Source organism: Micromonospora sp. NPDC000442 (assembly GCF_042898635.1).
Classification (GTDB): Bacteria; Actinomycetota; Actinomycetes; order Mycobacteriales; family Micromonosporaceae; genus Micromonospora.
Genome location: NZ_JBIAYZ010000007.1, coordinates 238,058 through 250,816 on the forward strand (window position 1 = coordinate 238,058; position 12,759 = coordinate 250,816).

A 12,759-nucleotide genomic window follows, 5' to 3' on the forward strand; every position below is an offset into this window, starting at 1 on the left:
ACAACCTCATGATCGACGAAGAAGTTGCGGGGAGGATCAGGCAGCCGGGCGCGGGGGTGGTGCGGTAGCCGAGATCAGCTGCCAGGCCTCGTCGACGTGGGCCTGCGTGGTCTGTGGGGCGCCGACGGCCAGGCGTAGCGTGTGTCGGCCGGCGACCCGGGTGTGGGTCAGGTAGATCCGGCCGGTGGCGTTCACCGCCGCCAGCAGCCGCTCGTTCGGCCCGTCCGGGCCGCGCAGCCGGAAACAGACAAGCGCGTACGGATGGTCGGCGACCAGTTCGAACCGCTCGTCGGCGCGGACCCGGTCGGCGAACCCGGCAGCCAGCGCCACCCCTCGACGGATGTGCTCGCGCAGGCCCTCGACGCCGTACCAGCGCAGCACGAACCACAGCTTCAAGGCCCGGAACCGCCGCCCCAGCGGCACCTGCCAGTCCCGATAGTCGATCACCGCGCCGGACTCGCTGGCCGCGTTGCGCAGGTACTCCGGCAGCACGGTCAACGCCTCGACCAGCTCACCGGCGTCGGCCACCCAGAACGCGTCGCAGTCGAAGCCGGTGAGCAGCCACTTGTGCGGGTCGAAGCAGTACGAGTCGGCGTACTCCAGGCCCGCGTGGCCGAACCGCAACTCCGGGCAGACCGCCGCCGCGCCCGCGTACGCGGCGTCGACGTGCAGGAAGACACGGTGTTCGGCGCAGATCGGTCCGATCTCGGGCAGCGGGTCCACCGCCGTGGTGGAGGTGGTGCCGACGGTCGCCACCACCAGGGCGGGCACCACCCCGGCGGCCCGGTCCGCCTCGATCGCGGCGCGCAGCGCCACCGGCGACATCGCCCGGGTCGCCGGATCCACCTCGATCAGGCGCACGCCGTCGGCGCCCAGACCCGCGATCCGGGCGGCCTTCTCGACCGACGAGTGCGCCTCCGTCGAGGCGTACACCCGGTAGCGGCGGTCGACGCCGGCCTGACGCCACCGACCGCCGGCGGCCCGGTGCAGCGCGACCAGGGTGGCCACCAGGGTGGCCGAGGAGGCCGAGTCCTGGATGACCCCGCCGCCGCTGCCGCCGGAGCGGAACCGGGCCGGCAGATCCAGCAGGTCGGCCAGCCAGTCGAGCAGCACCGTCTCCAGCTCGGTGCAGGCCGGACCGGTGGCCCAGAGCATGCCCTGCACGCCCAGCCCGGCACTGACCAGGTCACCGAGCACACTGGGACCCGAGGTGTTGGCCGGGAAGAACCCGAAGAAACCCGGATGCTGCCAGTGGGTGAGCCCGGGTGCGACCAGCTTGTCCAGGTCGGCGAGGACCGCCTCGACCGGCTCGCCCCGGGCCGGTGGCCCGGCCGGCAGCCCGGCGGCCACCGTGCCGGGCGGATCCTGGGAGGTCACCGGGCGCTGCGGCAGCGTCGCCCAGTAGTCGGCGATCCAGTCGACCACCGCGTGCCCGGCCCGGCGGAACTCCTCAGGCGTCATGTGTGCAGCCACCCGGCGAGTGGATCAAAAGGACCGGCGTCAGAGCAAGTCAGCGGATCGATTGTGAGCAGAAAGCGCTTGCCCTAGCATCACAGACGCGCGGGAACGCAATCACTACCATCGATTCGATGGATTCTTTCCGCTAGCGCGGCACGGCCGCCGGCCCGGGCACGGCCGGTGGACGACCAACGGCTCGTCGGCTCCGGGCACGGCCGGCGTACCACCGGACGCCGCGCGTCCGACCTCCACCGGAGGAACCATGCTTCGCACCGCCCCCCGGGCGGCCCTGCTCGCCGCGGCCACCGCCACCGCCGTCGCTGCCACCGGCGTGCTGACCACCCTGACCGTCTCGGCCGCCGCCGCGGGATGCCGCGTCGACTACCGCGTCACCAACCAGTGGACCGGCGGCTTCGGCGCCGACGTCACCGTCACCAACCTCGGCGACCCGGTCAACGGCTGGACGCTGACCTGGTCCTACGCCGCCGGGCAACAGGTCACCCAGGCCTGGAACACCACCGTCACCCAGTCCGGTGCCCAGGTGAGCCCCCGCAACGTCGACTACAACGCCACCATCGGCACCAACGGCAGCGTCAACTTCGGCTTCAACGGCTCGTGGAACGGCAGCAACCCGGCACCGACCAGCTTCGCGCTGAACGGCACCACCTGCACCGGCGCCACCGCACCGACCACCCCGCCGCCGTCACCCACCACACCTGCACCCACCACACCTGCACCCACCACACCTGCACCCACCACACCTGCACCGACCACGCCGCCGCCGACGACCCCACCGCCCGGGGTGATGCAGGCGGAGAACCTGGACCGGGGCCTGGTCAGCGTCCGCTCCGGATCGGCCAACCTGGTCTCCTGGCGGCTGCTGGGCACCGAGACCACCGGTGTCGCCTTCAACCTCTACCGAGGTACGACCAGGGTGAACGCCAGCCCGATCACCGGCGCGACCAACTACCTGGACAGCGGCGCGCCGGCCGGCGCGGCGTACACCGTGCGGGCCGTGGTGGGCGGCGCCGAACAGGCCGCCTCCGCGCCGGCCCTGCAGTTCCCCTCCGGCTACCTCGACGTGCCGTTGCAGATCCCGCCGGGCGGCACCACGCCCAGCGGCGAGACGTACACCTACTCCGCAAACGACGCCAGCGTCGGCGACCTCGACGGCGACGGCCGGTACGAGTTCGTGCTCAAGTGGGACCCGTCCAACGCCAAGGACAACTCGCAGTCCGGCTACACCGGCAACGTCTACGTCGACGCGTACACACTCACCGGCACCCGGCTGTGGCGCATCGACCTCGGTCGCAACATCCGCGCCGGCGCCCACTACACCCAGTTCCAGGTGTACGACTACGACGGTGACGGCCGTGCCGAGGTGGCCATGAAGACCGCCGACGGCACCCGCTCCGGCATCGGCCAGGTGATCGGCAACGGCGGCGCCGACCACCGCAACTCCGCCGGCTACGTCCTCGCCGGCCCCGAGTACCTGACCATGTTCGACGGCCGCACCGGTGCCGCCCTCTCCACCGTCAACTACGACCCGCCGCGCGGCACCGTCTCCTCCTGGGGCGACAACTACGGCAACCGGGTCGACCGGTTCCTCGCCGGCACCGCCTACCTGGACGGGCAACGCCCGTCGCTGATCATGGCCCGTGGCTACTACACCCGCGCGGTCATCGCCGCCTGGGACTTCCGCAACGGCACCCTCACCAAGCGGTGGACCTTCGACTCCAACGCCTCCGGCAACGGTTCCGCCGCCGGACAGGGCAACCACAGCCTCTCCATCGCCGACATCGACGGCGACGGCCGGCAGGAGATCGTCTACGGCGCGGCCACCATCGACGACAACGGCCGCCTGCTCTGGTCGACAGGCCACGGCCACGGCGACGCCGGCCACGTCGGCGACCTCGACCCGTCCCGCCCCGGACTGGAGTACTTCAAGGTGAGCGAGGACGGCAGCAAGCCCAGCTCCTGGTTCGCCGACGCCCGCACCGGTCAAATTCTCTGGTCCACCCCGACCGGAGGAGACAACGGCCGAGGCGTCTCCGCCGACATCTGGGCCGGCAGCCCCGGCGCCGAATCCTGGTCGTCCGCGGTGAGTGGGCTGGCAAACACCCGCGGCCAGAACATCGGCCGCAAGCCGTCCTCGACGAACTTCCTCATCTGGTGGGACGGCGACCCGGTCCGCGAACTGCTCGACGCCACCCGGATCGACAAGTACGGCACCGGCGGCGACACCCGTCTGCTCACCGGCAGTGGCGTCGCGTCCAACAACGGCACCAAGTCGACCCCGAGCCTCTCGGCCGACCTGTTCGGTGACTGGCGGGAGGAGGTGGTGTGGCGCACCACCGACAGCCGGGCCCTGCGCATCTACAGCACCCCGACGCCGACCAGTATCCGGGTCCACACCCTGATGCACGACCTGCAGTACCGGGTCGCCATCGCCTGGCAGAACACCGCCTACAACCAGCCCCCGCACCCGAGCTGCTTCCTTGGCGACGGCATGAGCACGCCACCCGCGCCCAACATCTACCTGCGTTGACCGTCGGGGTGAGCAAGCGGTAGAAGAAAGGAAAAGGCACCGGGCCGCAATCGCGGAATCCGCACAACTGCGGCCCGGTGCCCCACACCGCGGCACCCCCGACCCGTCCCGACCGGGGAGTGCCGTACCACCACCGGATACAACGTTAGGCGGGCTCCGCGTCGCGAGGGTGACGCTGTCGTGAAGATCGTGTTTCGCGGCCCGGGAAACGCTGTGACCTGGGACACCATGCCATCCCGGTCGGGCCGCGGCCACCCCGTCAGCGCCGCAGGCCGCCGGCCACCTCGGTCGCGATCAACTCGAACGAACGCACCCGGTCGGCGACGTCGTACACCATCGTGGTCAACATCAGCTCGTCCGCGCCGGTGCTGGCCAGCAGCTCACCCAACTGCCGGCGGACCGTCTCCGGGGAACCGCTCGCCTGACCCTGCCGGCGCTGCGCCAGGAACTCCCGCTCGAACTCGGTGTACGGGTACGCCGCCGCCTCGTCCGGGCTCGCCAGAGGCTCCGGCCGCCCCGACCGCAACCGCAGGAACGACAACCCGGCCGGCCCGGCCAACCACTCGGCCCGCTCGTCGGACTCGGCACACACCGCGTTCACCGCCACCATCGCGTACGGCCGCTCCAGCCACCGCGACGGACGGAAACTCTGCCGGTACAGCGCCAACGCGGGCAACGTGTTCTGCGCGCTGAAGTGATGCGCGAAAGAGAACGGCAGGCCCAGCGCACCGGCCAACTGGGCGCTGAACCCACTGGAACCCAACAACCACACCGCCGGCCGCTGCCCACACCCCGGAGTCGCGGTGATCCGCCCCGACGCCGCCTCGTCGAAGTAGCCCATCAGATCGTTCAGCTCGCGGGGAAAACCCTCGGCCGACAGGCCCTCCATGGTGCGGCGCAGCGCCAACGCGGTCACCTGATCGGTGCCCGGCGCACGGCCGATACCCAGGTCGATGCGCCCCGGATGCAGCGCCTCCAGGGTGCCGAACTGCTCGGCGACCACCAGCGGCGCGTGATTGGGCAGCATCACCCCACCCGAGCCGAGCCGGATGTCGGTGGTGTGCGCGGCCAGATGCGCGATCAGTACCGCCGGCGCCGAGGAGGCAATGGCCGGCATGTTGTGGTGTTCAGCCACCCAGAACCGGTGGTAGCCCAGCTCGTCGGTGCGTCGCGCCAACTCGGTGGTGTGCCGCAACGCCTCGCCGGCGGAGGCACCGGCGGCGACGGGGGCGAGGTCGAGGACAGACAACGGAACGTCGATCACACGGCTGGCCAACCCGGCGCACGCCGGTTCTGTTCCCGAACCGGACGAGGACGTGATCAACCCGACCCACGGGCCTGCTCGAAGATCAGGCTGGTCTGCGTGTGTTGCACCGCCGGATCCACCGCCAGATGGTCCAGCACGAAGTCGCGCAGCGCCTCCGCCGAGGCCGCCCGCACATGCAGCACGTAATCCTCCGCCCCGGCCACATGGAAAACCGACACCACCCCGGGCAACCGCACCGAACGCGCCCGGAACGCGTCGACCGCCGCCCGCGCGTGCTCGGTCAGCCGCACCGACACCAACGCCTGCAACGGCAACCCCAACGCCGCCGGATGCACCTCGGCGTGGAAACCCCGGATCGCCCCGCACTCCCGCAACGCCCGGGTACGCGCCAGGCAGGTCGACGGCGCCACCCCCACCCGTTCGGCCAGGGCATTGTTCGGCAACCGGCCGTCGCCGGCCAGCTCGGTCAGGATGGCGCGGTCGGTGTCGTCGAGGGCCGCGAATGGCCGAACATCGTGCGGTACGGGGGGCATGCCGCCATCCTCCATCGAACCCTACCGGCTCCGAAAGTGAATATGGCGAATAATATTCGGAGCTATTGCCCGTGATGGGCGGGATGTTCGATCCTCTCGACATGACGACCGTGGACACCCGAGCTGTGCACGCCGGCCGCGACGACCTCACCGCCCTCGGCGTCCACGTACCGCCGATCGACCTGTCGACCACCAACCCGCTGCCCTCGGTCGAGGCCGGCGGCGACGCCTACGAAACCCTCGCCACCGGCGGCACCCTCCCCGCCGACGCCAGCGCCGTCTACCAGCGGCTGTGGAACCCGACCGTGGCCCGCTTCGAAACCGCCCTCGCCGAACTGGAAGGCACCACCGAAGCCGTCGCCTACGCCAGCGGCATGGCCGCACTCACCGCCGTCCTGCTCGCCGCCACCCGCGACGGCCGACGGCACCTGGTCGCCGTCCGCCCCCTCTACGGCGGCACCGACCACGTCCTCGCCACCGGCCTGCTCGGCACCGACGTCACCTGGGCCCGCCCCGACACCGTCGCCGCCGCCATCCGCCCCGACACCGCCCTGGTGATCGCCGAAACCCCCGCCAACCCCACCCTCGACCTGCTCGACATCGCCGCCCTCGCCGACGCCGCCGGCCCGGTGCCCCTGCTGATCGACAACACCGTCGCCACCCCGGTCCTCCAGCAACCCACCCGCCACGGCGCCAGGCTGGTGCTGCACAGCGCCACCAAGAGCATCGGCGGCCACGGCGACGTCCTCGCCGGAGTGATCGCCTGCGACGCCGAGTGGGCCACCCGGCTGCGCCAGATCCGCGCCCTCACCGGCGCGATCCTGCACCCCCTCGGGGCGTACCTGCTGCACCGCGGCCTCCAGACACTGCCGCTACGGGTCCGCGCCCAGCAGGCCGGTGCGGAGAAACTCGCCCTCTGGCTCGCCGCACATCCGGCGGTCGCGCGGGTCCATCACCCCGGTACCAACGACCCGGCCGGGCTCGTCGGTCGGCAGATGTCCGGCCCGGGCAGCCTCCTCGCCTTCGAGGTACGCGGCGGCGCACCCGCCGCCGCAGCGGTCGCCGGCGGCTGCCGGCTCATCACCCACGCCGTCTCCCTCGGCGGCGTCGACACGCTCATCCAGCACCCGGCGTCACTCACCCACCGTCCGGTCGAGGGAGAGGCCAAGCCCGACGGCGGACTGCTGCGGCTCTCGGTCGGCCTGGAGGACCCGGAGGACCTGCGCGCCGACCTGGAGAACGCGCTCGTCACGATCTGACCCGGGCACGATGAGTTGACCTTCGGCGTGCGGGCAGTCGCCGGTCGGCGCCGTCCCCTCTGCCAGCCCAGCGTCTCGCCGGTCGGCGCCGTCCGGGTGGGTCACGACTTCGGGCCGACGCGGCGGTCGAGCGCGGCGACCGCCTCCCGGCGGGCGACCGAGAGACTGTTGGGGCGGTTCATCCGCCAGGCGATGCCGAGCAGGTCCAGCCCCCACTGGCAGAGCCCCATGATGTCGGTGGACTCGTTGACGAACATGTAACGCGGGTAGACGTACGTCTTTCCCCGAACGGTGACCCGGTTCGCGATCCGGCAACCGTCGGAGTGGAACAGGCCGCGCAGAAAGTCACCGGGGACCGCCCGGACGACGCGCTCCTGCCAGTCGGCAAGAACTATCCGCCGCTCGTGCTTCTTGCCGGGCCCGTGTTGTGGCAGCAGGCAGGGCCAGTGCGTGCCGTAGCTCTGCACGCTGACGCAACCTTGCTGCTGGACCCGTTGGACCTTGCTCGCGAGCACCGCTCGCATGGCCGCCTCGCATGCGTCGATCAGGGCCGGCCAGGCGTTGCTGCATGAGATCCGGAGGACCGGCACCCGCGCAGAGGTCACCAGGTGCCCGTCGCCGAGGTAGAGACCGAGTAGATAGGCGTAGGCGGCACCGATTGTCGGGTTGCCGACGTCGGCGCGACATCGGAAGCAGCGAAGGGCGGTGGTCCGCATCCTTGACATTGGCCGATCCCTGCACCAGTCACGCACGGTGGCATAGGGCAGGCCGACGCTCCTGGCAACCTCTGCGACGGTCGCACCAGTCAGGTACAAGCTTTGTGCGCGTGCACGCACCTCGGGTGGATGCATGGCGCCATTGTCGAACGTCCGTACGACACTTGTGGTGTCCCCGGTGGGATTCGAACCCACACTGTCGGAGGTTTGAGCTCCGTTTCTCTACCGGTTGGAATACGGGGACTTTCTCGCTCAACGCCTGTCGCGTCGCCCCCATAGGTTACCCACTACGCTAGGAGCGGCGACACCCGGTACCGCGGGTGTCAGAGCGCAGACTGGGTGGGAGTGGCTCGTGGCCGAGACGCAGACGGATGCCGCGCGCAGGCGGGTACTGATCGCCGAGGACGAGGCGCTGATCCGGCTGGACCTGGCCGAGATGTTGGCCGAGGAGGGCTACGAGGTGGTCGGCGAGGCCGGTGACGGCGAGGCCGCCATCCGGCTGGCCGAGGAGCTCAAGCCCGACCTGGTGATCCTCGACATCAAGATGCCGATCATGGATGGGCTGGCGGCCGCCGAGCGGATCGCCGGGGCCCGGATCGCCCCGGTGATCATTCTGACCGCGTTCAGCCAGCGTGACCTGGTGGAGCGGGCTCGCGCGGCCGGCGCGATGGCGTACCTGGTCAAACCCTTCCAGAAGAGCGACCTGGTGCCGGCGGTGGAGATCGCCCTGTCCCGCTACTCGGAGATCGCCGCACTCGAGGCCGAGGTGGCCGGGCTGACCGACCGGCTGGAGGTCCGCAAGACCGTCGAGCGGGCCAAGGGCGCGCTGATGACCACGTACAACATGAGCGAGCCGCAGGCGTTCAAGTGGATCCAGCGCACCGCGATGGACCATCGGATGACCATGAAGGAGGTCTCCGAGCGGATCCTCGCCGAGACCGCTGGCGGCGAGGTGGCCGAGCCGGTCGAGCCGACCTCTTAACCGATCCCGTCCGGTGGGCGTTGGTACCGTCCGCAGCGGGACAACCCTCTAGAGGGCGGGCTGATCGTCGATGTACCCCAGCGCGGGTGAGGCGACGATGCCGCCTGAACATTTCAAAGGCTCCGTCGGAGTCGAACGGTCGAATCCAGCGGCGCTGTGACAGGGCGTACTGGTGGTAACTGCCGAGGCATACGTCAGTCCGAGCGCTTAGCTGGCGGCACGCGGCTGATCCGGCGAGGCGCGGCGAAGGCTGGCGACCAGGTTCCTCTTGCGGGGGCGGTGGAGTCGAGGCTGGGTCGAGTCCACGGGCTGCGACCAGACCAGGCTGAAGATCGTCGGCCGGAGGAGTGGGGACCGTGCTGCCTGGTCGGGTGTGTCTGCCGGCCGATAGACGTCGACGGAGCAGAGGTGAACTAGCTCCGACCGGCGGTCTGTCCGCCGGATGTTTCTTACAGCGACCACCCCCAATTCGCCACGGTGTGTAACGGTTCGGTCAACGGCCCCCTCCGGGGCTTACGCCACCCGTGCACGGTGGGATAACGTCCGGCCCCAGACCGGCGACGACGGTCTGGTTCGGCCTCCCCTGCAAGGGCCAATAGGCAGCGGGTGGTTTGAGCCATGGGATGGAGGAGGGTTCGGGCCGTGAGGCAGAAGCTCGTACGTTTGGTCGGTGGCGTGGCAATCGCCGCGCTCGCCCTCGGCGGCACGGCCGCCTGCAAGTCTGACAGCGCAAGCAACGAGGCCAGTGGCGACGGCTGCGGCAGCAAGATTGCCTTCTTCGGCGCGCTGACCGGCCCCTCCGCGGCGCTGGGTATCAACGAGAACAACGGCGTCAAGCTCGCCGTCGACCAGTACAACAAGGCCAACCCGGACTGCCAGGTGAGCCTCGTGCCGCTGGACTCGCAGGGCAACCCGGAGCAGGCGCCGGCGCTGGCTCAGCAGGCGATCGACGACGCGCAGCTGCTGGGCATCGTCGGGCCGGCCTACTCCGGTGAGTCCGAGGCCGCCAACCCACTGTTCTCCGAGGCCGGTCTGGTGCACATCACCCCGTCCGCGACTCGGCCGAGCCTGGCTGAGCAGGGCTGGAAGACCTTCTTCCGGACCGTCGGAAACGACCTGAGCCAGGGCCCGGCGGCGGGCGCGTACATCAAGGACGTGCTCAAGTCCGACAAGGTCTACGTGATCGACGACCAGTCCGCCTACGGTGCCGGCCTGGCCGACGAGGTCAAGAAGGTGCTCGGCGCGGCGGTCGTGGGCAGCGACAAGGTCCAGGGCGAGGGCAAGCAGAACGACTTCTCGGCGACCGTCACCAAGGTGAAGTCCACCGGTGCGACGGCGGTCTTCTACGGCGGCTACTACCAGGAAGCCGGACTGATCCGTAAGCAGCTGACCTCTGCCGGCGTCACCGCCACCCTGGTCGCTGGCGACGGTGTGAACGACAACGCCTACATCGAGGGTGCCGGTGCGGCGGCGGCCGAGGGCACCATCCTCACCTGCCCGTGCCAGCCGGCCACCGAGGCTCGGGGTAGCTTCGTCGAGGACTACAAGGCCCTCAACGGCTCGGAGCCCGGTACCTACAGCGACACCGCCTACGACGCGGCGAACATCCTGCTGGCGGGCATCAAGGACGGTAAGACCAGCCGGGAGTCCCTGCTGGAGTTCGTGAAGGGCTACACCGGCGACGGCGTGGCGGCGAGCTACAAGTTCACCGAGACCGGCGAGCTCGACCCCGCCCAGGTGAAGGTCTGGGCGTACAAGGTCGAGGGCGGCAAGGTCGTGCCGGACCAGGAGATCAAGCTCTCCTGACCCGGGTCCGGTAAACGGTTCCGCGGTGATTGCGGGGTGCGGTCTGGAGCCCTTCCGGCCGCACCCTCACTGTCTTCTCTTCCTGTACGGAGTGCCCTTCCTTGGACTTCAACACCCTGTTCTCCGATTTCGGGGGATATACGATAACCGGGCTGACAGTGGGCGCCATCTATGCCCTTGTCGCGCTGGGTTACACGCTGGTCTACGGCGTGCTGAGACTCATCAACTTCGCTCACTCCGAGGTTTTCATCGCCGGTGCCTTCGCCGCCATCTGGGGCTGGGCCGCACTCGGTCTGGATCGGGACACGGTCGTCAGCGGCTTCGGATCGATCATGCTGTACCTGCTGGTCGGTGCCCTGATCGCGGCGGTCGCCTCGGCCGGTACCGCGACGGTGATCGAACGCGTGGCGTACCGGCCGTTGCGTAAGCGCAACGCCCCGCCGCTGGCCTTTCTGATCACCGCGATCGGCGCTTCGATCGCGATCGCCGAGGCGTTCGGTATCTACACCCGTCGGCTCCCGGTCGGTGCGCCCACCGTTGTCCGGTCCGACATCGTGCTGTTCGAGGTGTTCGGTACGGAAGTGACCGTGGTGCAGGTGCTGGTCATCGCCTCGGCGCTGGCGATGATGGTCGCGCTGGACCTGTTCATCAACCGCAGCCGAGTAGGCCGGGGCATCCGCGCGGTTGCTCAGGACCAGAACACGGCCGCGTTGATGGGCATCAACAAGGACCGGATCATCCTGGTGGTCTTCATCATCGGTGGTGTGATGGCCGGTGTCGCCGGGATGCTCTACGACGTCCGGATCGGCACGCTGACCTACAGCGTCGGGTTCCTGCTCGGGTTGAAGGCGTTCACCGCAGCGGTCCTCGGCGGCATCGGCAACCTGCGCGGTGCGCTGATCGGCGGGCTGCTGCTCGGCCTGGTCGAGAACTACGCCTCGGCTCTGTTCGGCGCGAACTGGAAGGACCTGGTCGCCTTCGTGGTCCTGGTCGTGCTGCTGATGTTCCGGCCGACCGGTCTGCTCGGCGAATCGTTGGGGAGGGCCCGCGCATGACAAGCGTGAGGGAATGGATCGATTCGGGCCGTCATGCGGTATCCGAGCGGTGGCACAACGCGCCGCGTTGGATGCGGTGGGCCGTCATCGCGGCGGTGATCGTCTTCTTCTACGCCCTGCCGAACCGGGAGTTCTACCAGTGGCTCGGGCCGATTCCGACCACCGGGTCGAACTTCGGGCAGGTGCTATTCACCATCTCGATCTACGTGTTGCTGGCGGTCGGGTTGAACATTGTGGTCGGCTTCGCCGGCCTGCTCGACCTGGGCTACTTCGGCTTCTTCGCGGTGGGTGCGTACACCGTGGCGGTCCTGACGTCGCCGAGCAGCGACCTCAAGACGCTGTGGCCGTGGCTGCTGGCCCTGCCGGTGGCGCTCGTGCTCACCATGGTCTCCGGCGTGATGCTGGGTACGCCGACGCTGCGGTTGCGCGGTGACTACCTGGCTATCGTGACGCTCGGCTTCGCCGAGATGATCCGGGTCGCGGCGACCAGCTCCGAGTTCCTCAAGGGGCAGCGGGGCTTCAACCAGATCCCGCACCCTCCGGGCAGCTACTCCGACGGCAAGCCGATCTTCGGCGTGTTGGACCCACGGCCGTACTACTGGCTGGTCCTCACGCTGATCATCCTGGTGGTCCTCGGCGTGCGGAACCTCAACCGCAGCCGGGTGGGCCGGGCCTGGATCTCGATCCGGGAGGACGAGGACGCGGCGCAGCTGATGGGCGTGCCGACGTTCAAGTTCAAGCTCTGGGCGTTCGCCTCGGGCGCGTTTATCGGCGGATTGGCCGGGGCGCTCTTCGCGGGCAAGCAGAACTTCGTCAGCTCGCAGAACCTGGAGCTGCTCAACTCGATCATCATTCTGGCCGCGGTCATCCTCGGCGGCTCGGGCAACATCGTCGGCGCGATCGTCGGCGGCGGCCTGGTTGCATACATGATCGAGCGGTTCCGCGGCATCGAATTCTTCGGCATCGAGCTGTATGAGTACCGATTCATGTTCTTCGGCCTGGTGCTGGTGATCATGATGATCTTCCGGCCGCAGGGCTTGATACCGAACCGACGACGAGCGGCGGAGTTCAAGGATCGTCGCAAGGAGGTGACCGTCGGTGGGTGAGACCGCGCAGAAGCCGACCGTTCCGGAGC

General features: G+C 69.5%; 10 protein-coding genes and 1 tRNA gene. 6 read left to right on the forward strand and 5 right to left on the reverse strand.

Going from position 1 to position 12,759, the window contains the following annotated elements; genetic code table 11:
* Window positions 1–36 precede the first annotated feature (36 nt).
* Complete coding sequence (locus ACFY2A_RS14090; protein WP_387171593.1) at window positions 37–1,473, reverse strand: pyridoxal-dependent decarboxylase; 1,437 nt, start codon at window positions 1,471–1,473, stop codon at window positions 37–39.
* Window positions 1,474–1,720: 247 nt separating this feature from the next.
* Here ACFY2A_RS14090 and ACFY2A_RS14095 point away from each other — a divergent pair, with 247 nt between their 5' ends.
* The gene (locus ACFY2A_RS14095) at window positions 1,721–4,006 is read left to right on the forward strand and encodes a cellulose binding domain-containing protein (protein ID WP_387171595.1); all 2,286 of its coding nucleotides are present in this window, start codon (window positions 1,721–1,723) and stop codon (window positions 4,004–4,006) included.
* Window positions 4,007–4,265: 259 nt separating this feature from the next.
* On the opposite strand, the gene ACFY2A_RS14100 is transcribed toward ACFY2A_RS14095, so the two are convergent.
* Complete coding sequence (locus tag ACFY2A_RS14100) at window positions 4,266–5,270, reverse strand: LLM class flavin-dependent oxidoreductase (RefSeq protein ID WP_387171765.1); 1,005 nt, start codon at window positions 5,268–5,270, stop codon at window positions 4,266–4,268.
* A gap of 56 nt (window positions 5,271–5,326) precedes the next feature.
* Window positions 5,327–5,806 carry an Lrp/AsnC family transcriptional regulator gene (locus ACFY2A_RS14105; protein ID WP_363924977.1) on the reverse strand — a complete coding sequence of 160 codons (480 nt, stop codon included), beginning with the start codon at window positions 5,804–5,806 and terminating at the stop codon, window positions 5,327–5,329.
* Between the two features lie 83 nt (window positions 5,807–5,889).
* Between ACFY2A_RS14105 and ACFY2A_RS14110 the strand changes: the two genes are divergently transcribed.
* Complete coding sequence (locus ACFY2A_RS14110) at window positions 5,890–7,065, forward strand: trans-sulfuration enzyme family protein (RefSeq protein ID WP_387171597.1); 1,176 nt, start codon at window positions 5,890–5,892, stop codon at window positions 7,063–7,065.
* A 101-nt stretch (window positions 7,066–7,166) separates the two neighbouring features.
* Here the strand turns inward: ACFY2A_RS14110 and ACFY2A_RS14115 are convergent, their stop codons facing one another.
* The gene (locus ACFY2A_RS14115) at window positions 7,167–7,916 is read right to left on the reverse strand and encodes a transcriptional regulator (protein WP_387171599.1); all 750 of its coding nucleotides are present in this window, start codon (window positions 7,914–7,916) and stop codon (window positions 7,167–7,169) included.
* A gap of 32 nt (window positions 7,917–7,948) precedes the next feature.
* Window positions 7,949–8,025 (reverse strand) — tRNA-Leu (locus ACFY2A_RS14120).
* A gap of 108 nt (window positions 8,026–8,133) precedes the next feature.
* Here ACFY2A_RS14120 and ACFY2A_RS14125 point away from each other — a divergent pair.
* The 4 genes from ACFY2A_RS14125 to ACFY2A_RS14140 all read left to right on the forward strand — a co-directional run bounded on the left by ACFY2A_RS14125 (window position 8,134) and on the right by ACFY2A_RS14140 (window position 12,730).
* On the forward strand, window positions 8,134–8,763 hold the full coding sequence (locus ACFY2A_RS14125) for a response regulator (RefSeq protein ID WP_363924975.1): 630 nt from the start codon (window positions 8,134–8,136) through the stop codon (window positions 8,761–8,763).
* A gap of 642 nt (window positions 8,764–9,405) precedes the next feature.
* On the forward strand, window positions 9,406–10,569 hold the full coding sequence (locus ACFY2A_RS14130; protein WP_387171601.1) for a branched-chain amino acid ABC transporter substrate-binding protein: 1,164 nt from the start codon (window positions 9,406–9,408) through the stop codon (window positions 10,567–10,569).
* Window positions 10,570–10,670: 101 nt separating this feature from the next.
* Window positions 10,671–11,624 carry a branched-chain amino acid ABC transporter permease gene (locus ACFY2A_RS14135; protein ID WP_363924973.1) on the forward strand — a complete coding sequence of 318 codons (954 nt, stop codon included), beginning with the start codon at window positions 10,671–10,673 and terminating at the stop codon, window positions 11,622–11,624.
* Complete coding sequence (locus ACFY2A_RS14140) at window positions 11,621–12,730, forward strand: branched-chain amino acid ABC transporter permease (protein WP_387171603.1); 1,110 nt, start codon at window positions 11,621–11,623, stop codon at window positions 12,728–12,730. Before ACFY2A_RS14135 ends, ACFY2A_RS14140 begins: the two co-directional genes overlap by 4 nt.
* Window positions 12,731–12,759: the final 29 nt, after the last annotated feature.

Excerpts from the sequence above, each read along its gene's own strand:
- ACFY2A_RS14095 (WP_387171595.1), top strand. The coding sequence starts at position 1,721 with ATGCTTCGCACCGCCCCCCGGGCGGCCCTGCTCGCCGCGGCCACCGCC.
- ACFY2A_RS14105 (WP_363924977.1), bottom strand. The coding sequence starts at position 5,806 with ATGCCCCCCGTACCGCACGATGTTCGGCCATTCGCGGCCCTCGACGAC.
- ACFY2A_RS14110 (WP_387171597.1), top strand. The coding sequence starts at position 5,890 with ATGTTCGATCCTCTCGACATGACGACCGTGGACACCCGAGCTGTGCAC.
- ACFY2A_RS14115 (WP_387171599.1), bottom strand. The coding sequence starts at position 7,916 with ATGCATCCACCCGAGGTGCGTGCACGCGCACAAAGCTTGTACCTGACT.
- ACFY2A_RS14140 (WP_387171603.1), top strand. The coding sequence starts at position 11,621 with ATGACAAGCGTGAGGGAATGGATCGATTCGGGCCGTCATGCGGTATCC.